This is a genomic window from Pseudoduganella flava (assembly GCF_007830495.1).
In the GTDB taxonomy this organism is placed as follows: domain Bacteria; phylum Pseudomonadota; class Gammaproteobacteria; order Burkholderiales; family Burkholderiaceae_D; genus Rugamonas; species Rugamonas flava.
The window spans coordinates 252,496-271,747 of sequence record NZ_VLKW01000011.1 but is presented as its reverse complement, the minus strand read 5'-3'; the positions used below and the strand labels follow the sequence as shown (position 1 = coordinate 271,747).

The 19,252-nt window shown below is 64.5% G+C and carries 24 protein-coding genes, 1 tRNA gene and 1 pseudogene; 16 read left to right on the top strand and 10 right to left on the bottom strand.

The window, feature by feature from the left end:
* The 15 genes and pseudogenes from IP92_RS30010 to IP92_RS24480 form a co-directional block, all read left to right on the top strand.
* A pseudogene (locus IP92_RS30010) lies at window positions 1–267 on the top strand (DUF7666 domain-containing protein); the annotation flags it as partial.
* Between the two features lie 107 nt (window positions 268–374).
* Complete coding sequence (locus IP92_RS24540; protein ID WP_145880217.1) at window positions 375–638, top strand: hypothetical protein; 264 nt, start codon at window positions 375–377, stop codon at window positions 636–638.
* Between the two features lie 156 nt (window positions 639–794).
* Window positions 795–1,541, top strand: coding sequence for a phage recombination protein Bet (gene bet, locus IP92_RS24535; RefSeq protein WP_145880215.1), 747 nt, complete (start codon window positions 795–797; stop codon window positions 1,539–1,541).
* On the top strand, window positions 1,534–2,181 hold the full coding sequence (locus IP92_RS24530; RefSeq protein WP_145880213.1) for a lambda exonuclease family protein: 648 nt from the start codon (window positions 1,534–1,536) through the stop codon (window positions 2,179–2,181). The genes bet and IP92_RS24530 overlap by 8 nt, the downstream gene beginning before the upstream one ends.
* On the top strand, window positions 2,178–2,603 hold the full coding sequence (locus IP92_RS24525) for a recombination protein NinB (RefSeq protein WP_145880211.1): 426 nt from the start codon (window positions 2,178–2,180) through the stop codon (window positions 2,601–2,603). The genes IP92_RS24530 and IP92_RS24525 overlap by 4 nt, the downstream gene beginning before the upstream one ends.
* A gap of 28 nt (window positions 2,604–2,631) precedes the next feature.
* The gene (locus IP92_RS24520; RefSeq protein ID WP_145880208.1) at window positions 2,632–3,546 is read left to right on the top strand and encodes a hypothetical protein; all 915 of its coding nucleotides are present in this window, start codon (window positions 2,632–2,634) and stop codon (window positions 3,544–3,546) included.
* A 3-nt stretch (window positions 3,547–3,549) separates the two neighbouring features.
* A complete protein-coding gene (locus tag IP92_RS30005; protein WP_158206869.1) occupies window positions 3,550–3,711 on the top strand; it encodes a hypothetical protein in 162 nt (53 codons plus the stop codon).
* Window position 3,712: 1 nt separating this feature from the next.
* Window positions 3,713–3,991, top strand: a complete 279-nt coding sequence (locus IP92_RS24515; RefSeq protein WP_145880206.1) for a hypothetical protein — start codon at window positions 3,713–3,715, stop codon at window positions 3,989–3,991.
* A 23-nt stretch (window positions 3,992–4,014) separates the two neighbouring features.
* Window positions 4,015–4,215, top strand: a complete 201-nt coding sequence (locus IP92_RS24510; RefSeq protein ID WP_145880204.1) for a hypothetical protein — start codon at window positions 4,015–4,017, stop codon at window positions 4,213–4,215.
* Between the two features lie 23 nt (window positions 4,216–4,238).
* Window positions 4,239–5,318 (top strand): ead/Ea22-like family protein, encoded by a 1,080-nt coding sequence (locus IP92_RS24505; protein ID WP_145880202.1) that lies wholly within the window; start codon window positions 4,239–4,241, stop codon window positions 5,316–5,318.
* A gap of 413 nt (window positions 5,319–5,731) precedes the next feature.
* Window positions 5,732–6,964: a hypothetical protein gene (locus tag IP92_RS24500; RefSeq protein ID WP_145880199.1), complete on the top strand. Its 1,233-nt coding sequence runs from the start codon at window positions 5,732–5,734 to the stop codon at window positions 6,962–6,964.
* On the top strand, window positions 6,961–7,197 hold the full coding sequence (locus tag IP92_RS24495; protein ID WP_145880197.1) for a hypothetical protein: 237 nt from the start codon (window positions 6,961–6,963) through the stop codon (window positions 7,195–7,197). Before IP92_RS24500 ends, IP92_RS24495 begins: the two co-directional genes overlap by 4 nt.
* A complete protein-coding gene (locus tag IP92_RS24490) occupies window positions 7,194–7,511 on the top strand; it encodes a hypothetical protein (RefSeq protein WP_145880195.1) in 318 nt (105 codons plus the stop codon). Before IP92_RS24495 ends, IP92_RS24490 begins: the two co-directional genes overlap by 4 nt.
* A 2-nt stretch (window positions 7,512–7,513) precedes the next feature.
* Complete coding sequence (locus tag IP92_RS24485; RefSeq protein WP_145880193.1) at window positions 7,514–7,777, top strand: hypothetical protein; 264 nt, start codon at window positions 7,514–7,516, stop codon at window positions 7,775–7,777.
* 1 nt (window position 7,778) lies between these two features.
* On the top strand, window positions 7,779–8,045 hold the full coding sequence (locus tag IP92_RS24480) for a hypothetical protein (protein ID WP_145880191.1): 267 nt from the start codon (window positions 7,779–7,781) through the stop codon (window positions 8,043–8,045).
* An 8-nt stretch (window positions 8,046–8,053) separates the two neighbouring features.
* Here IP92_RS24480 and IP92_RS24475 read toward each other — a convergent pair whose 3' ends face one another.
* Window positions 8,054–9,061, bottom strand: a complete 1,008-nt coding sequence (locus IP92_RS24475; RefSeq protein ID WP_145880189.1) for a tyrosine-type recombinase/integrase — start codon at window positions 9,059–9,061, stop codon at window positions 8,054–8,056.
* Window positions 9,062–9,226: 165 nt separating this feature from the next.
* Window positions 9,227–9,313: transfer RNA gene (locus tag IP92_RS24470), tRNA-Leu, on the bottom strand.
* A gap of 444 nt (window positions 9,314–9,757) precedes the next feature.
* Here IP92_RS24470 and IP92_RS24465 point away from each other — a divergent pair.
* A complete protein-coding gene (locus IP92_RS24465; RefSeq protein WP_145880187.1) occupies window positions 9,758–10,081 on the top strand; it encodes a hypothetical protein in 324 nt (107 codons plus the stop codon).
* 49 nt (window positions 10,082–10,130) lie between these two features.
* Here the strand turns inward: IP92_RS24465 and IP92_RS24460 are convergent, their stop codons facing one another.
* From IP92_RS24460 to nosZ, 8 genes are all read right to left on the bottom strand, one after another.
* On the bottom strand, window positions 10,131–11,132 hold the full coding sequence (locus tag IP92_RS24460) for an FAD:protein FMN transferase (RefSeq protein WP_145880185.1): 1,002 nt from the start codon (window positions 11,130–11,132) through the stop codon (window positions 10,131–10,133).
* Window positions 11,133–11,176: 44 nt separating this feature from the next.
* Window positions 11,177–11,497, bottom strand: coding sequence for a c-type cytochrome (locus tag IP92_RS24455; protein ID WP_145880183.1), 321 nt, complete (start codon window positions 11,495–11,497; stop codon window positions 11,177–11,179).
* 97 nt (window positions 11,498–11,594) lie between these two features.
* Window positions 11,595–12,080, bottom strand: coding sequence for a nitrous oxide reductase accessory protein NosL (locus IP92_RS24450; protein ID WP_145880182.1), 486 nt, complete (start codon window positions 12,078–12,080; stop codon window positions 11,595–11,597).
* Complete coding sequence (locus IP92_RS24445; RefSeq protein ID WP_145880179.1) at window positions 12,077–12,901, bottom strand: ABC transporter permease; 825 nt, start codon at window positions 12,899–12,901, stop codon at window positions 12,077–12,079. The genes IP92_RS24450 and IP92_RS24445 overlap by 4 nt, the downstream gene beginning before the upstream one ends.
* On the bottom strand, window positions 12,885–13,841 hold the full coding sequence (locus IP92_RS24440) for an ABC transporter ATP-binding protein (RefSeq protein ID WP_145880177.1): 957 nt from the start codon (window positions 13,839–13,841) through the stop codon (window positions 12,885–12,887). The genes IP92_RS24445 and IP92_RS24440 overlap by 17 nt, the downstream gene beginning before the upstream one ends.
* A complete protein-coding gene (locus tag IP92_RS24435; protein ID WP_371860972.1) occupies window positions 13,822–15,096 on the bottom strand; it encodes a nitrous oxide reductase family maturation protein NosD in 1,275 nt (424 codons plus the stop codon). Before IP92_RS24435 ends, IP92_RS24440 begins: the two co-directional genes overlap by 20 nt.
* Window positions 15,093–17,261: a 4Fe-4S binding protein gene (locus IP92_RS24430; protein WP_371860977.1), complete on the bottom strand. Its 2,169-nt coding sequence runs from the start codon at window positions 17,259–17,261 to the stop codon at window positions 15,093–15,095. The genes IP92_RS24435 and IP92_RS24430 overlap by 4 nt, the downstream gene beginning before the upstream one ends.
* Before the next feature lie 56 nt (window positions 17,262–17,317).
* Window positions 17,318–19,243, bottom strand: a complete 1,926-nt coding sequence (nosZ, locus tag IP92_RS24425) for a TAT-dependent nitrous-oxide reductase (protein WP_145880174.1) — start codon at window positions 19,241–19,243, stop codon at window positions 17,318–17,320.
* Window positions 19,244–19,252: the final 9 nt, after the last annotated feature.

Below are 19,252 nucleotides of genomic sequence, written 5' to 3'. Positions count from 1 at the left end.
GGCGCGGCCAGCAGCACGGGCGACTACGGCGCGGCCAGCAGCACGGGCTACCAAGGCGCGGCCAGCAGCACGGGCAAGCACTCCGTTGCGATGGCATGCGGTTACGAGGGCCGCGCGATGGCTGGTGAGACTGGCGCAATCGTGCTGGCGTACCGCAATGATGCTGGTGACCTCCTTCACGTCCGCGCAAGCAAGGTGGGCGAGAACGGCATCGAGGCTGGGAAGTGGTACCAGCTCGACAGCAATGGAAATTTCAAAGCGGTCTAACTCTGAAAGGACGTAAGCCATGAGCATCTTCGCAATCCTGCTGATCGCATTCCTGATGATCCTCGGCGCGCCGCGCCGGAAGTTCTGACACCTGAACGGAGCAGACGATGAAACGCACGCACACCCAGCAGCCGCCGCGGTACGGACACCACGAGCGCGCATCGGTAGCAGTCCGCATTGCCCGCTTCGTGCGGGAGCTGACGAAGGCGATCCGCCTGCAAGCGCTGTCGCTGCAAGAGACGCGCGCTGACGAGGATTTCTCTTACGCCGCTTCGCTGCACGAACTGTCGATCGCTCGCATGAACCTGATCCAGCGCCGCCGCGTGAAGCTGGCCGCGAAGCGCATGCAGATTGAACGAGGCTTGGTATGAGCGCGATCCGTTTCCTCCGCACCCAGTACCGCCTGTCGCTGCTGGCTGGCTTCACGCCCCGCAAGGCTCGCTGGCGCGCTGTCGTCAGCTTTATCAAGGGCTTCTGATTTCTCTACCAATCCGACGCGGGCATAGTCTCCGCAGAAAGGCAACATCGTGAGCAACCTCGTAGTGCAACAGGCGTCGAAACTGGCGGGCCTGTTCAATATCCCTGAATCCGGCGAGCTGGTGAACGTACTGAAGGCGACCGCGTTTAAGGGCCAGGTATCGGACGCGCAGATGTCGGCGCTGCTGATCGTCGCGAACCAGTACAGATTGAACCCGTGGACGAAGGAGATTTACGCATTCCCGGACCAGAACAACGGCATCGTCCCGGTGGTCGGCGTGGATGGTTGGGCGAGGATCATCAACGAGAACCCGCAATTCGACGGCATGGAGTTCCAGCAGGACGACGAGTCGTGCACGTGCATCATCTACCGCAAGGACCGTTCCCACGCGATCAAGACGACGGAATACCTGAGCGAGTGCAAGCGCGGCACCAAGCCGTGGCAGTCGCACCCGAAGCGCATGCTGCGCCACAAGGCCATGATCCAGTGCGCACGTCTCGCATTCGGCTACGTGGGGATCTACGACCAGGACGAGGCCGAACGCATCGTCGACGTGAACGAGCGGCCGGCAAGCCGCGGCGCTGCGGCAGTCGCCGAGCAAGCGATGACGGTGGAGTTCACCGAAGCCGATCAGCAGTTGCTTGACCAGTTGGGCGCCGTGGCCGACTACGGGCTTGCAGCGCTGGAAGAGGCATGGAGCAAGATCACGAAGGAGCAGCGCCGCGCCCTCGCCCCTCACCTGCCCGAGCTGAAGAAGCGCGCCGAAAACGTCATCGAAGGAGCGATCAATGATTGAGCGCCAATCCAATCAAGGCGGCGCCGATTGGCTGCGTGAGCGTGCCGGCCATGCGACCGCCTCGTGCTTCGCTGACATCCTGGCCGTGGGCCGTAACGGCCAGCCCTTGAAGGCGCGGGAAGACTACCTGATGCACCTTGTAGTGGAGCGCATCACGGGCGAGCCGATCGTGACCCCGAGCAGCTTCGCAATGCAGTGGGGGACGGAGGCAGAGCCGTACGCTCGCGCCACCTACGAGGAAGAAACCGGCGCGATCGTGCGCGAAGTCGGCTTCAAAAAGCATCCGAAGCACGAATGGGTTGGCGCCTCTTCGGATGGCCTCGTCGGCCCGAAAGGTGGCATCGAGATCAAGTCGCCCTACAACAGCGCGATTCACCTGCTGACGTGGGAAACCGGCATGCCCGAACACCACAAGCCGCAGGTACAGGGCCAGATTTGGGTGCTGGAGCTGGACTGGGTGGACTTCTGCTCGTTCGACCCGCGCATGCAGGCCGGCGCCGAGCACCTGAAGCTGTACCGCCAGCGCATCTACCGCGACGACGCCTATATCAGCAAGACGCTGGAACCCGGCGTGCTCGCCTTCCTGGCCGAAGTCCAAGCGAAGGTTGATCTGCTGAACTCGATGGAGGTGGCGGCATGACTGAGAAACGGACCTTCGTGCTGGCCCACCGCCAAGCGCGCGCCAACGCTGCGCATTTCGCATACGAGGCGCCGGACGGCTGGATGGTCACGTTCTGCGAGCCAAAGCGGAACCTCGACCAGAACGCCAAGTTTCACGCCATCGTCGGCGACATCGCGAAGTCCGGACTGAAGTGGGCCGGCAAGCCGCGCACCGCTGCGCAATGGAAGGTGCTTCTGGTGTCCGGCCACGCTGCGGCGACGAACGAAGGCTCCGAAATGGTGCCGGGCCTGGAAGGCGAGTTTTTGAACCTGCGCGAGAGCACAGCCCTGATGTCGAAGAAGCGCGCCGCAAGCCTGATCGAGTACGCCCTCGCCTTCTGCGCGATGAACGGCGTGCACCTTTCGGCCGCGAGCGTTCAACGCGAGCTGGAGCCTGCGTAACGATGATGAATCTGATTGGAGACCAACAATGAACAACCACAAACACCACGACGCCATGCGGGAGAACGTCATCGCCGCTGTGCGCGACCTCCTGAGCGCGGAGAATACCGCAGCAGTGCGCCTCAACATCCCCGGCGCGCCGTCGCAAACCATCCTTGCCGGCGACGTGCGCTCCGTAGCGCGCCTGCTGGAACTGGACACGATCGAGGACAACGGCGCCGCCCGCATCGCCGAGCTGGAGGCGGAGAACGCCCGGCTGCGCCCCGAAGTCGAAGCGCTGCGCACTGAGCGCGAGAATCTGTGGAAGTCTCATTTCCTCGTGTCCAAGGCGCTGCACAACGTCATTGCCGGCAATCAGGCCGCGTGGCTGGAGTGGGATCGAGGCCAAGGCGCCGAAGCCGCAATGGAATGGGTCCACAACGGCCTCGTAGGCCCGGGCTTGATACCGGACGCAGCCGAAGGCATCGGCGCGCAAGCATGGTTCGACGCCAAGCATGATGATCGCTTCGACGCGCCGCCGCTGCCAGGGCTAGACCCAGCTGCCCCTGTCTCCGCATCCCCGCAGCAGGCAGCGCCGGCCGAACTGACGGACGACGAAATCCTGACGCTGGACTGCCTGCGGTTGACGCAGAGCGACGACGGCACCGAGCATGCGGTTGCCAGCTCGTCCGTGATCGAATTCGCCCGCGCCGTTCTCGCCGCATTCCATCAAGCCGCAGCAGGCGCAGAAGGGGCGGATGGATGGCGCACGAATACGGGCGTGCAGCCGGTAGCGAACGAAGTGCGGGTTGATGTGGAGTTCCGCAACGGAACCATCGCGCCCAACGTCAAGGCAGCTGAATGGGCGTGGCAAGTAGGCGACGAGTTCATGGAACGAAAGTGGGTAATCAGCCGCTGGCGCCTCGCCGCTCCGTCCACCTCTCAGCCTGCACGGGAGGGCTGAGCGATGGCAAGCATTCAGAAGATGAAGCGCACAGGCGAGCACAATTCGGGCCTGACTGTCGAGGAAATCAAGCGCTGCATGCGGCACTACACGCGAGCAGAGAAAGCACGCGAGCGCAAGCGCCGAGCCGAACTGCCCCAGCCAACCACCACCAAGGAGGCGTGACGTGAGCGATATGGCCGACGACTTCAACGCGCTGCGCAAGGCGCGGCAGGAGAAGCGCAGCGACAACCGCGAGCACTCCGCCGCCGTGCTGACGCGCGCTGGCGTGCAGTACGAAGTGAAAAACCTGGGCGCACATCTGGTCGTGCAAGCCGGAGCGCAGACGGTCGATTTCTGGCCCGGCACCGGCCTGTGGATCGTGCGCGGTTCCCCGACGCGGCGCCGTGGCGTGCGCAAGCTGGTCGAGTACGTGACCGAGCAGCGCGCCGCCCGCTCCCGCTAACCAATCACCGAGAGGAATACGAAATGACACGTTATGCGTTCGACTATGTGGGCGTAAAGGGCGTCAAGAAGTACCGGGACGCTGCCGGCAAGACGCGGCAGGAAACGCGGCATTTCCGTCAGACGTTAAACCCGTTCAACACCAACGCCGACGGCAGCCTGAAAACGCGCCAGCAAATTCTGGCCGAAGAAACAATCAAGCGTGACGCCTGGCTTGCGGAATAGCCCAATCACCGAGAGGAAACACCGTGAACAAAGAACCGATCGAAGAATTGAAGCGGCTGGCCGAAGCGGCGACGCCCGGCCCATGGGTTGCTACCGGCCCCTCGTTCGGCAACCCCAAGCCCGCATTTCTCAACGAGGTAGTGGCTGGCGATAACACTGACGACGAAGTGTGCATTGCCCCCGAGTGGGACGAGGACTTCTGGCCGGAGCGAAGCGCGAACATGGAGTTCATCGCCGCCGCCAATCCTGCCGCCGTGCTGGAACTGATCGCCCTTGCCGAGCGCGCCGCCTCTGTCACGCCAGCACCACAAGCAGCGGCGGGGGAGCTGCCGACTTGGTACGAATGCGACCGCGCCTTGGATCAAGGAACCGGCACGGCGCTGCATCGCTTCATCCTCAACCACGAACCAACAGGCGATGAGGACGAAAACTGGTTCCGAGCCGAGCTGGCCGCAGCACTGCAAGAGGCGCGGGACGAAACCAAGCTCGCCATCACCCCAGCCGCCGCACCTGTCAAGGACAGCGCGACGGCGGGCACGATCAAAACGTGGCGGGAACGTGCACGCGCATGTAGCCCGCTGAACCATCCGGATGAACTGGACTTCCGGGTCAAGTTTCACTTTGCTGAGAAAGAAACCGCCGACCTGCGCAAAGCTCTTGCCGCAGCATCGCAGGCCCAGGCCGAGCCGGTAGCGTGGCGGTATCAACGGGACACGAATAAGGAGCCAGGGGTGGGTGATGGGGAATGGCAATTCATGGCCCATAACCGTAGGGCGCTCGAATTGCAGGGGAAATCACCCAAGTTTGCCCCTTATAAACCAAACGATAGCTATCACAACTGGGAGCCGCTATTCACCAGCCCCGCCCCCTCTGCTGCGAGCAGCGATGCGCGGGATGCGGCGCGACTGGACTTCATGTCTCAGCACGAGGCATGGATCGCATGGTGCAGGGATGGGGAGGCGTGCCGCGTATTCGTCTTCGACGAGGTCGGCAACACACGGCCTTTCTTGGGCTGGGGCGCGAAGGGCGCTTGGCAGCTTACGGCCCGCGAAGCCATCGACGCCGCCATGTCCGCAGCCGAACAGGGAGGCAAGCATGGGTAATCCACTGTGTGCAGTACGCGGAAGCCTTGGTCCGGGCGCGATGTGCGGATTCGTGATCGTCGGCGCAAAGGAATGCGGCCTGCCCGCGCTCGGTCAATGCGAACACCAGCGCGTGCTGGTGGACTGCGCCGCATGTAATGGAGCGGAAGGCTTGCCGTGCTCGCACTGCGGCGGTTCCGGCAAGGTACAGGTCCGACGCGCCGCTATGTCCGCTCCAGCTGCGGGGGAGGCATCCGATGTGTAAGCCACTGGCTGGAAAACGAGCCTTCTACGCCAAGGGTCAACGCGACAAAGCGCGTGGCGTGCTTTCGGTCTACGACCTTCTGTCGAAAGACTGGCCGCGCTGGGCAAGGCTGTCATACATCGCAGGCTTCTTCGGGCACTAACCCCGCCCCACTCACAGAAAGAGGAATATGGACAACACGAAGAATTACACCAAAGCAGACTGTGGTTGCGCACCAAACGAGTCGTGCGATATTTGCCAAGGTCGCCCGGAACCAGCAGCAGGCGCAGACCACCTGTTGCCAGAAAATATCCGCGCATTGGTTATGGACCTTGAAGCCATCGCCGTGGGCGAAGCGAGCATCCCGGCATGTGATCGAGACTGGGTAACGTGGTCTGGAATCATCGCCAAGGTAATTCGGCATTTGGGCGGCTCCTCGGCACCAGCAGCAGGCGCGGGGAGCATCGACGTAGGCCCGGCACTTGAGCCAGCACGCCAGGAATGGGAAAAGCAGTACACCGAGCGCTTCAGCACGGTCCCGCGCCAAGACGAGCACCACGCATTCGCGGAAGGCTTCAAGGCAGGTTTGCGCGCCACTCCCGCACCAGTGAGCGCCGCACCGTTGACGGACGAGCAGTACCAGGAAATCCTGCGCCCGATTCTGTCGCGCAAAGGTATGCAGTACTACCTGAACGGCGATGCCATCACACTCGACCCCAGCGACTATCGCGCCATCATCGACCGCGCCCGCGCATCCCTTCCCCCATCTGCTGGCGCACCAGAAACGGCTGTGGTGCAGCGCATCCGCGACATGTGCAATGGCGCGACAGGCAACCAGATTCGTGCGGCACTGGACGGCATGCTGTCGGCTGGCGCACCAGTGAGCGCAGCGGAACAGGAACGCATTCAGGACATGCGCAAGCTGGCCGAAGTGATTCCCGGCCGGAACCCTGATGGTGTCCACCTCTCGCCCGCCGGCCGCGAAAGGGCCGCACAGGTCATAGCTTCTGCCGCCCAGCCAGCACGCCAGCAAGAGGCGGAACAGGCGTCGTGCAAGGTCTGCAACGGCACCCGCGCCATAGCCGGCCCAATCGGCGATCCGCCGTCCGAATGCGACGCGTGCTCCGACCAGTCGCCAGCAGACGGGCAGGAACTGCCGGCGCTGCCGAAGCCATGGCGCGAACGGGTGAAACTTGACGCGTTGCACGACAGCTATCGCACATCCGAATCTCTGCGGGCAGCAGAAGCCGAGATTGCCGACTGGCGCGCGCTGACAATGCAACGGCTGGACGATCTGCCCCGGCCGCTGCGTGTGGTTCGCCGCTCCGACATGTCCGTAGAGGTCGGCTTCCGCTCCTGCGCCGAGGCCAGTCGATTCGAGCGCGCCATCGCTGCCAAGCAGGCCGGAAAGGAAGGTTCGTGATGGTCATGGCAAATGCTACTGATGAAATCCTGGTCGTGGAGTGCTTCGCTCGTGAAGACGGCGACTGGATTGCGCGCTGCCCGCACTGCTTGCGCGTGGTAGGAATGAACGGCGAGGAGCCAGTGCGCGGAGAGCAATTCCAAGATCGCGTGTGCGGCGGCTGGTTCGAAGTATCGAGCGATGCCTCGCGCCTCAAGCGCCTACCGCAACATCCCGACGAGGATGCAAAATGACCGCCGCCGACCATGACGCAGCAATGCGCGCGGCGTTCCTCAAGCGCTTGCCGAAACACTGGTCGCGCGAGACGAAACTCGATGCTGAAGGCGATACCACGTTCCGTGATGATTGGGTGCAGGGGGCATGGATTGGCTATCAGTGGGGCGTCGAGGAGGCCACCCGCCGCGCCAGCGAAAGGGCGACGCCCGGGCTGAGCCGAGAGCAAATCGCCAGGATTGCAGGCGGATGCATGGCAACGCCGAACTACAACCTGTTCATGTTCCACATCGACGGCGAGTTCGCTGCTGCCGCACCAGAAGAAAGGAATTGACCATGTGGAGCGAACAACGAGTGCGCGCCGCCATCACGAAGGCGGCAAATGACCGTCCTGTGACGATCCATTACGGATTAGGCAAGACCGAAACGGTGCGGTATGGCGACTACGATTGGGGCGGATGGGGACGCCCTACCCTGCTGGACTTCATGACCGGCAAGGTGATCAGCGCATACATCAATGTGGCTGCCGCACCAGAAGAGAAGGAGGCGCCCGCCGCGGCGCCGAGCATTACCGAACACATGAACCGGAAGGAATATTGAAATGAGCGAAGCAGACCTGATTGAACGCTTGGCGGACGCACTGCAAAATCGCCTGCGGCCGGCAATCCCGCTGTCGGTTGACCTGTGGGACTTCGAAATGATTGGCGCCTACCTGAAGCGCGACCCGCAGACCGTACGCGATCGTATGGCATGCCTGCCGAGCTTCCCGAAGGCGATCCGCCTGCCGACGAAGGGCGGCCGCTCGCAACCGCTGTTCAACGCCAAGGATGTAATCGAATGGGCGCAGAGCTACCGCGAGAAGCACTGAAGCCGGGTTCAGTCGAGACGGGCCGCGATATTCTCGGCCGTCTCGTTGTAGTAGGTCTGCAACTGGTTCAGGTTCGTGTGCCCGACCATACGTGCCAGCTCCAGAACCGAAAGCTTCTGCGCCAGCCGGGTGATCGCTTCATGCCGGCTGTCATGGAATGTCAGCCCCTCAATCGCGGCCCGGGCCTTCGCCTTGCGGAACAGTGCATCGAGCGTCGAAGGCGCCAGGCCGAATACTGACGCATCCGATGCCGGCAGAAGCTTCAGCAGCTCCCGCGCGCGCTTTGACAGCGGCACGTCACGCTTGCGACCGTTCTTCGTGATGGGCAAGTGGGCCACAGTGCCGCGCACATTCTCCGGCGTCAACGCGCAGATTTCGCCGGCTCGCATTGCTGTCTCGATCGCGAATAGAAAAGCTACCGCGACCGCCCCGCTCTTCGTGGTGACGGGCTTTTCGTCGAAGCCCAGGGCGAAGCAAATCCGTTCTATCTCGTCATCGCTGATGCGGCGGTCACGTGCAGCAGCCTCCTTCGGCCGGCGTACGCTTGCGGTTGGGCTGGCGTGGATCCACTTCCATTCTGTCTGCGCGGTAGCGAAGACGTGTGAGAGCAAGTTCAAGTCGCGGTTGACGGTCGAACCGGATACGGCACCGTCACCGGCCATTCGTGCGTCGCGCCACGCCCCTAGCACCTCCGGCGTGATGTCCTCCATGCGCATGTCGCCTAGAGCTTTCCCGTTCACCGGATGCCGGGCGATCGCATTCATGCGGACGATCTCCCAGCGCTTGCCTCGCTTGTGCTCGGAAACCTCTTTTTCGTACCGCGCGAACGCATCAAGCAAGGTCTTCTTGCTTCCACCCGCTGCGGCGCCTCGCCGAATCTCCGTCTCGCGCTCTGCTGCCCAGGCCACCGCTTCCGCCTTCGTCGAGAAGCTGGCTGATTCCCGGGTGCCAGAGACAGCAATCTGCACCCTCCACTTCGTGCCGCTTTTCAGCTGGACTTTCCTGTATGTCGCCATCGCTACGGACTGTTCGTAAAACCTCTGTAAAAAGTTCGTAAAGAGTAGCAGAAAGCGGTGGTTTTTTGTTGTCTTTTGATGGTGAGCCGGGGCAGCGCGACAAGCCCTAACTGCTTGAAATACAACGAGAATCGGCGAAATTCGGTGGGTATATGGAAGAGGTAGTGGTGCCCCGGGCCGGAATCGAACCGGCACGGCCTTGCGGCCAACGGATTTTAAGTCCGGTGTGTCTACCAATTTCACCACCAGGGCACAGCCCTACATTATGACATGCCAAAGCGCCAACCTCCAAGGGTGCGGGCGCAATGGAAGTCGCTCGCCCGGCCGGGGCTGCCGAACCGCAGGCAGGCTGCGCTTCGGTGGCGCGCGCTCGCGCAAGCATGCCGTGATGCCGGGTTAAATCATCCTCCACATCGGTTTTCCGCCATGGCTGGTCACTTTTCGATAAAACCGAATCCTTCCGATAACGCCCCTTCTACGCCCGCGCAAGGCCGCTCACCTTCCCACCGCAGGCCGCCCCCCTGCCGCCGCGACGCGCAGCCGACACGCGTCCGCGCAACACTTGCGTCGCCTTTTGCCGGCATCCTTCAAAAAGTCATACCGCGCAACAATCGATCCTTCTTTGGATAACTATTTATTGCAGAGCCTCTAATTGCAAATTAATATTTGGTCATAACACATAACAGGGATGCCAACATGGGAAGTACAAAAATGAAGGTCGTGCCGGCCGTCGCCGGCGCGGCGCCGCCGCATTCCGGGGCGCCGTCCATGGGGCTGGTACCGGCGCTGGCGGTCTGGCTGAAAAAGCTGGGCTTGTCCGTGACCGGGAAAGAGGTCCCGCAGGCCGGTGGCGCGGCGCCGCTGTACGAGAAAGGCTGCGTCAGCCAGCAGGAGGCGGAGGCGTTCGCCGCCGAGATGATCGGCAAGGGCTACCACGCGGTGGTCGAGCACGACGAGTACGACTACTCTTGGTCGGTCGAGGTGTTCGAGATCGGCGCTGCCGGACCACGGCAGCGGTAACAGGCCCGCCACCGCAGCAAGCGCCCCGGCTGACACCGGGGCGTTTTCGTTAATGGCCCAGCCGCGCCTGCAGCGCCGGCGTCACGTACACCTTCCGCTCCGTGTCGACCATCAGCACTTCCTTCAGCCCCAGCCGCTCCGCCATCTGTTCCCACCCGGCCGGCCCCGTGATGAACAGCGGCTTCGAATTGCCGTCCGAGCGCAAGCCCACGTCCTTGCCGCCAGACGTGACGATCGTGACGGAGGCCACCAGGTCGATCGGGTAACCGGTGCGCGGGTCGATGATGTGCGGGCGGCGCTTGCCGTCCTTCAGAAAATAGCGCTCGTAGTCGCCGCTGGTGCCCATCGCCTCGTTGTCGTGCAGCGGCACCATCGCCACCGTGCCGTTGCCGCGCGGGTCGCGGATGCCGACCTGCCACGGCTTCGCGCCCGGCTGACCGATCGCGATCACGTTGCCGCCGATGTTGACCAGCGCGGCCTTCACGTGCGCGGCGCGCAGGATCGCGGCCGCGCGGTCGAGCGCATAACCTTTCGCATAGCCGCCCAGGTCGATCATCACGGCCCGGTTGATGCTGGTGACGGTCGTGCCGTCGAAACGCAGGTCGTCCAGTGTCGGGTTGGCGTCCAACCAGCGCCGGATTTCCGCTTCCGGCGGCGCCTTCGGCTCGAATGTGCTGCTCTGGAAGCCCCACAGCCGGATCAGGTGGCCGATCGTCGGGTTGAACAGGTGGTCGGAGCGGGCCGACAGCGCGGCAGCGGATTTCAGCAGGTCGGCCATCTCGGCGTCCGCCACGAACGGCTCGCCGTTGGCGATCGCATCGTTCAGCCCCGTCAGCATGCTCGGCTGCCAGGCGTGGTACTTTCGGTGCAGCCGGTCGAATTCGGCCATCACCTTTTCCGCCAGCGCATCGGCATGCTCGCGCGTGCCGCCATAGATCGTCACCTCGACCGTCGTGCCGAACACGTGGCCGGAGGTCTTGTGGCGCTGCTCTTCCCGGGCGCATCCGCCCAGGGCCAGCAACGCCAACAGCACTGCAAACAAGCGCAACATCGTACTCTCCAAAGCAAAAAGGCCGCCTTGCCGGCGGCCTGCGATCAGCTGCTCTTGCCGATCATGTAGTCGACGACGGCCTTCACCTCGTCATCCTTCAGCGCCGGATTGCCGCCGCGTGCGGGCATCATGTTGAAGCCCTTGATCGCGTTGGCGTAGACGGCCGGCTTGCCCTTGGCGACGCGCGGTTTCCACGCCGGCTTGTCGCCGACCTTCGGCGCGTTCATCACGCCGCTGCCGTGGCAGGCCATGCAGGTTGCCTTGTAGGCCGCTTCGGCCTTGGCGTTGTCGGCCGCCGCGGCGCCGTTCGCCGCAACAGCCAGGGCACCGAGCGCCAGTGCCGCGCAGATGGTTTGCAGTTTCATGTCGATCTCTCATTGCTTGGGTTGTGTGTCAGCGTCATGACGCGCCACGCTGACGGGAAAACGGGGCGGCGCGTTACCCGTATTTGTCAAAGGCTGGTCAATGGCCATGCATGCGCGTGTCCAGCATCGCCAGGGTGATGTCGGCAAAGCGCACCACCTTGCCGCCTTCGCGCGCGACGAACGCATGCGCGTCGGACAGCTGGGCGAACGGCACCACGGTCGGGCCCATGGAACCGACCGCGCGGCTGCCGACGACGTAGACGGCTTCGCGCGCGGCGATCCAGTGCCCTTGCGGATGGTTCCAGTCCGCCTTGCCCATGTCTTGCACGTATTGCGCGCTGTTGCCGCGCGCCTGCTCCGGCGCCAGCAATGTGCGCAGCAGCTCGACGACGTCGCAGAAGTAATCCGTCTTGCCGTCCGTGTAGCGGATCTGCGCCTTGGCGCCCGGGTAGTCGCGCAGCACCATGCCGTCGAGCGCGCACGCGGTGTCGGCAGCGGGATCGGCGGCCTGCAGCGACGCGGCCTGGCCGCAACCGGCCAGCACCGCAGCGGCCAGCCAGACGCGCCATTGTGTGTACTTCATTTGAATCTCCTGTGAGCGAAATAAAACGGCAGCGCGGTCCACGCGAACATCACGGCGAACAGCGCGGCGGGGTGCGTCCAGCCGGGCGGCATCACGGTCGCCAGGCCATACATGCCCTGCGCCTGGTCGGAGCTGAACACGTTCAGCAGCCGGAACACGTCGGCCGGGTTCAGCATCAGCAGCGCGGCGAACACGCCGCTGTCGAGTCCCCCGCCGCTGACGACGAGGGCGCCCATCAGCAGCAGGTCGAACACCAGCACGAAGAAGAACCACAGCGCCAATGCGGCGCCGCTGGCACGCACCCGGTCCGTCGCGATCACCGACACGAACACGGCGATGCTGAGGAAGGCCCAGCCCATCAGCACGGCCGTGGCGACGAACCATGCATAGCGCGTGCCGTCCGCCACCGACAGTTCGTTGAACAACGGCAGGATGCCGACGCCAAAGCCCAGCGCGGTGGCCGTCGCGAGTGCCGCCGCCAGGCCCAGGTACTTCCCGCACAACACTTCCAGGCGGCTGATCGGCATCGACAGCAGCAGCTCCAGCGCACCGCGTTCCCGTTCGCCGACGACGGCGTCATAGCCGAGGATCAGCGCGATCAGCGGCACCAGGTAGATCACCAGGCTGGCAAGGCTGGCGATGGTCGCCTCGATGCCGTGAAAGCCCACCTGCCCCTGTTGCGCCGCGCCGAAATAACCGATCGCCAGCGCGAACACGGCAAACACCAGCGCCACTGCCAGCAACCAGCGGTTGCGCAGGCGGTCGCGCCATTCCTTCGCCGCGATCACGCGCACCTGGCGCCATTCAAACCCGCTGGACATGTCCGCCTCCAAACCCGAGAAATACCTGCTCCAATGTCGACTCGCGCACGGCGACATCGCGCGCGTGCGGCACCAGCGCGGCCAGCACGGCCATCTTGTCGGCGGCCGGGCAACGCACGTGGAAACCTTCCGGCACGCCGTCCCACGCGATGCCGTCGCCGTGCCGCGCGGCCAGCAGCGCCAGCGCCGCCGCGGCCGCCGCGTGGCGTGACGGCTCGACGGCCGCGATGATCTCCAGCGGCAGCGCCATGCCGTCGCGCAGCTGCGCCAGCGTGCCCAGCGCCGCGACGCGCCCGCCATGCATGATCGCCAGCCGGTCGACACGGTGCTGGATCTCCGCAAGGATGTGCGACGTGATGACGATCGTCGCGCCGCGCGCCTGCACCGCCGCGAGAATCGCGTAAAAGTCGGCGATGCCTTGCGGGTCGAGGCCATTGGTCGGCTCGTCGAGGAAGATCAATTCCGGCTCGCCCAGCAGCGCCTGCGCTAGGCCCAGGCGCTGGCGCATCCCTTTCGAATACGTGTGCACGGGCCGGGCCGCGGCGGCACCGAGGCCGACCAGGTCCAGCAGCGCAGGGCAGCCCGCACGCGGCACCTGCTTCAGGTCCGCGAACAGGTGCAGCACTTCGGTGCCGGTCAGGTTGTCCCACGTGACGAAGGTCTCGGGCAGGTAGCCGATGCGGCGGCGGGTCTGGCGAAAAGCCGGCGCGGCCGTCAGCTCGCCGAGCACGCGCAAGGTGCCGCCGGTGGGCACGATCAGGCCCAGCATCAGCCGGAACAGCGTGCTCTTGCCGGCGCCGTTGTGGCCGATCAGGCCGAACATCGTGCCGCGCGGAATGTCGAACGTCACGTCGTGCAGCACGTCCAGCGTGCCGAAGCGGTGCGACACACCGCCGATCGATACGGCGGGTGCGTCGGGGTCAGCGGGGGTAGGTGTCATGCCATTTCTTCCAATCGGTAGTCGCGGGCCGCATGCGCGGCCGGCCGTCGACGACGCTGGGCGCGCGCAGCAGCGGGAACTGCCGGGCGACGAAGCGCAAGGTCTGCAATGCGGGGCTGGCGGCGAGAAGCTTCATCAGCGGGTAGCGCCACGCCAGGCGGTCGACGACGTCGTTCGCCTCGTAGGCCACGTCGCCGACTCCGTCGCCGTTCTGGTCCCAGCCGGCGTAATTGCTCCAGTAATTGCCCTGTTCGCGGCCCCATTGCACGTCATGCGCGGCGACGAAGCGCACCTGCTCTTCGTTGCCGATGAAGTCGTTGCCGTCGACCCGGTTGTTCGACGAGCCGGCCGACAGGTGCACGCCGGTGCGGTTGTTGATCACGAGGTTGCGCCGCACCACGTTGTATTCGGCGTCGTAGATGAAGAAGCCGCGGTCGTTGCCGGCGACGACGTTGTCCTCGATGACGGAATCCTGGATCGTGCGCAGCATGATGCCGTGGTCCGTGTGCCCCCACGCGACGTTGCGGCGCACGATGATGTCGCGCACTTCCATCAGCGCCAGGCCCGCGCGGCTCTGGTAGACGACGTTGTCTTCCCACGTGCTGTGGTTCGTGTTCATGTAGTGGGTGCCGTAGCGCACGTGGTGAATGCGGTTGCCGCGAAACAGCGCATCGCGCGACACGTCCACGTAGATGCCGTCGCGGCTGTCGCTGATTTCGTTGCCGATCACCTGGGCACCCTTTGTCGCGTAGACCTGGATGCCGTTGCCGCGCGCAGCCGATTGCAGGTCCGCCCGGCCCTTGACGACGTTCTTCAGCAGCCGCGCGTCGTCGCTGCCTTCGAGCCAGATGCCGAACAGGCCATGCGACAGCTCGCAGTCGCGGATCGTCACGCGGTGCGCGCCCGGCATCACGTAGATATTGGCGTTCTGCGCCGTCAGGTCGGTGCCGCTGTCCTTCACCACGAGGCCGGCGACCGTCACGTCCGGCGCCGTGATGCGGATCGCATCGCCGCTGCCGCCGGCACTGATCACAGGCTTGCCGCGGCCTTCCAACGTCAAACGCTTGTCGATGCGCAGGTGTTCAAGATATGTGCCCTGCTCCACCCGCACCGTGTCGCCCGGCTGGGCGCGGGCGATCGCCGCGCCGATCGATTCGCCCGCATGCACCGGCAGCACCGCGCCATGGGCGGCGCAGGTCACCAGCGCGGCCGTTGCCAACGCGGCCGAAATCAGCGGGCATCTGCCATCGTTCACGGTACCTCCTTGCCGGTGGCGCGCTCGCGCAGCGAATCGCGCAGGCGGTCCAGCGGCACGAAGTAACCGTCGGCACCGATCCGCGTCAGCGCCTGGCCTTTCGCCTCGCGTCCCTTGCGCTCCTTGACGAGCGGCGGGCACGCGTGATCGTCGTAGTACATCACCATGCAGTCGAGGCACAGCATGCATTCCATCTGGTCGATGTTGCCCTGGTCGTCGATCGCGTGCGAGCCGCAGCCCTTCTGGCAGGCGTGGCAGCTGGTGCACTCGGCCTTGCGCTTCAGGCCGAACAGGCGGAACTTGCCGGGCAGCGCGAGGCCCGCGCCCAGCGGGCACAGGTACTTGCAGTACGGCCGTTCGCTGATCAACGACAGGCCCAGGATGCCGCCGATGAACAGCCAGAACGGCCACGTGCGGTTCCACACGCCGACGAGGAACGTCGTCTTGAACGGCTCGATCTCGGCCAGGTGCTCGGCCTGTTCCATCGAGAACAGCGACACGCCGATCAGCGCGAAGAAGATCGCGTATTTCACCCAGCGCAGCTTGTCGTGCAGGCGCTTCGGCAGCAGCTTCTGGAAGCGTTTCAGGCCGATGGCCGCGCCCAGTTTGAGCATCAGCTGCTGCAGCGAACCGAAGGGGCACAGCCAGCCGCAGAACAGGCCGCGGCCCCAGATCAGCACCGTGATGATGATGAACCACCAGAACAGGAAGATGAACGGATCGGACAGGAACAGTTCCCACTTCCACTGGTGCAGCAGCGAATGCAGCCACGTCATCACCTGGGTCACGCTGGGCTGCGCCTTCAGGTAGAAGCCCAGGAAGCCCACGCTGGCCAGCCACAGCACGAGGCGCGGGCGGCTGATCCACGGTTTGTGCTTGCGGTTCGACGCCCGCACCAGGCGGTCGCGTTGCGAGTACAGCGCGGCCGTCGCCAGCAGGATCGCGCCGAACAGCGCGATCTGCGGCAGGCGCTCCAGCCAGATCTTTTGCCAGGCCGGCCGTGCCTCGACGACCTTCGGGTGGCCGCCTTCCAGGTAGCGCGCCGGCACCCAGTACGGCTGGTCGAAGTGGGCGAAGCTCTTCACGCCGTTCGCGTCGCGCTTGTTGGCGAGGAACTGCAGCGTCCATGGCCACGCCGGGTTGAAATTGGCCGAGCGGACGATGAAGATGCCCGACTCCGTATAGGCCGGCACGTCCGCCGGCTGCAGGCGGTACAGGTTCAGGTAATCGGTATCGCGGAACGTGAACGTCTGCGCATCCTGGCGCACCTGGATGCGGTCGTAGATGCCGCCGCGGACGAAGCCGGAACCCTTGAACGACGTCTGGCCGCTGGCGATGACGAAGATCGCATGCTCGTCCGGCTTGAGGTCGTCCATCAGGCGGCGCCACGCGCCCTCGCCCAACAGGCTCTTGCCGACGGATGGTACGTTCAGGTAGCCGAAGTACAGGTCCATGTATGGACCGTTACCGGCAACACCCACGTCGCCCGGCTGCACCAGCAGGCGCGTGACGGCGCCGCTGTCCACCAGCTGCGCCCAGTTCAGCCGCTCGTCCAGCGCCGTGAAGCGTGCCGGTGGCCGCGCCGCCTGCGTGAAGATGCCGACCTGGCGGCCGATCTCGTAGGCGCTGCGGGAAATCACCTGGTTCTCGGCGATCGCCGTCACCGTGGCGCCGCTGATCGCGTCCAGCCCTTCGGTGCCGTCGCCGCCATGGCCGATCTCGAGCTTCGCGTCGCCGCGCCGGCCCACGTATTGGCGGATGAAATCCAGCAGTGCCGACTCGGGAATCCCGGCCAGCAGGATCGGCTCGGAGTGCTTCAGCACCCGTACGCCGGTAATGATGCCTTTCGTGTCCATGCCGATCAAGGTGACGACCGGCTTGCCCGAATAGGCGGGAATGTCGACGACGTCCGTCGACAGGAAAACGTAACCGACCACCTGCTCGGCCCCTTTGGCGTCCTTGGCGTAAGCCTTGACGTATTGCGGGTTGCCGACCCGCTCGGAGAAGCGCGTAGCACCCGGCAGCACGTCGCCGCAGGCGGCGAACGCGCACAGGTCGGGTCCATGCATCAAGCCGGGCGGCAGCTCGGCGTCGTACACGGCCGCGCGGGCCGGCATCAAAGTAACGGCAAGCAACAGCAGGCACGCGCGCAGGAGGTGGGTAATCTGGGTCATGAATGACAAGCCGCCGCGCCTCGTGAGCGCGGCGGACATAGGGTGGATCAAGCCTCGACGATGAAGCGGCTGCGCATTTCCAGGTGCAGTGCGTGGCAGAAGTGCGTGCAGTACATCCAGAACACACCGGCGTGATCGGCCTTGAACGTCACCGACTTCGTCTCCTGCGGGTTGACGATGAAGTTGACGTTATAGGTCGGCAGTGCCAGGCCGTGCGTCAGGTCTTCCACCTTGTCGTGGTTCGTCAGCGTGATCGTGACTTCGTCACCCTTCTTCACCTTGATGACGGGCATGCTGTACGCGGGAGCTTGCGACATCAGGCGCACGTTGACCTTGTTGCCCTTGCGCTCGATACCGGCGTTGTCCGGCGTGACGTGGTTCGGGAAGTCCGTCATCGTGTAGATCTGGCGCGTCTTGACGACGTCGCGGCGCACGATGATGCCGTCGTGCGGTTCCGAGTACGCGGTGTGGTCGGCGATCAGCTTCATCTTGTCGCCGCTGATGTCGATCAGCTGTTCCGTCTCCACGTGCAGCGGGCCCACCGGCAGGAAGCGGTCCTTCGAGAACTTGTTGCCCGAGTTGAGGTACTTGCCGTCCGCTTCCTTCGTCTCGCCCATCGACGAGTAGTTGTGGCCCGGCTGGTAGTGCACGTCCATCTTCTCGATGATCACCTTGGCCGTCTTGTCGCCCTTGAACTGGGCGATCGCCGCGTCGACGTTCCACTTGACGCACTGGCTGTCCAGGAACAGCGACGTGTACGCGTTGCCGCGGCCGTCGAACGCCGTGTGCAACGGGCCCAGGCCGATTTCCGGTTCACCGACGACGGCGTCGCGCTCCGTCTTCAGGCTGCCTTCGAACCATTGCAGCACCCTCGTCAGTTCGATGATCGTCGCGGTCGGCGACAGCTTGCCGGAGCAGACGAAGTACTTGCCATCCGGGCTAGCGTTGACGCCGTGCGGGTTCTTGCCGACCGGGACGTAACACGTGACCGCCGTCTTCGGATCGCCATTGGCTGCCTTGCGGCCGTCGACGACGGGCACCTTCGAGTTGCCGATCGTCGTGTACTTGCCTTCCTTGACGAGGCGTTCGATGCGCTCGATGTTGAAGAACACGCAGGCATCCCGCTCGGCGGCCATCATGCCGTTCAGGTCCGCCGCGTTCTCCGTGTTGTACTGGTTCGACGCGGCCAGCTTGCCGTCGTAGCTCGTCGCCACGAGGTCCATATTGCCGTCCACGCGGCACTGCCACATCACTTCCATCGTCTCGGCCGAGACGCACGAGAACAGCGCGCCCCACTTGCTCGGATCGTCCACGTCATGGCCGTCGTTCGGCAGCGGGATGTGGAATTCGGCGCCGCAGAACACACGCGTCGTGTAATTGATCTTCTGGTCGACGGGGTCGCGCTTGTCCGGGAAGATGCCGTGGAAGCCCATCACGTTCGGCAGCTGGGTGATCTTGTCGACTTCCATCGTGTCCATGCGGATGCGGGCGACGCGGGCATGGATCTTGTCGTTGATGAACAGCCAGCGGCCGTCATACGTGCCGTCCTTGTAGCTGCCGTGCACGTGGTGGGTGTCGCCCGTCGTGTATTTCAGGGTGCCATCCGGGTTCGTGCCCATGATGGCTTTCGACTCGTTCGTGATACCCCAGCCGACCATGCAGTCGATGTTGAAGACGGGGATGCGCTTCAGCGTGCGGCCCGAAGGCAGGCCGAGGATGCGCGCTTCGCCCGAGTGGCCCGAGCTGATGAACGCGTAGTAGTCGTCCAGCTGGCCCGGCGCCACTTCCGTGCCGTGGCTCTTCGGCGCCGCGCCAGCGGCGGCGGCCGGCTTGGCCTTGTTGCCGTCTTCCTTGCAGGCCGTCAGGCCCAGGGCCGCGCCGGCCAGACCCAATGCCGCCCCCTTGCCCAGGAAGCTGCGCCGGCCGGCAACGCCGGTTTCTTGTTCGCTGTTCTTGTTTTTGCTGCTGTCCATCAGAGACTC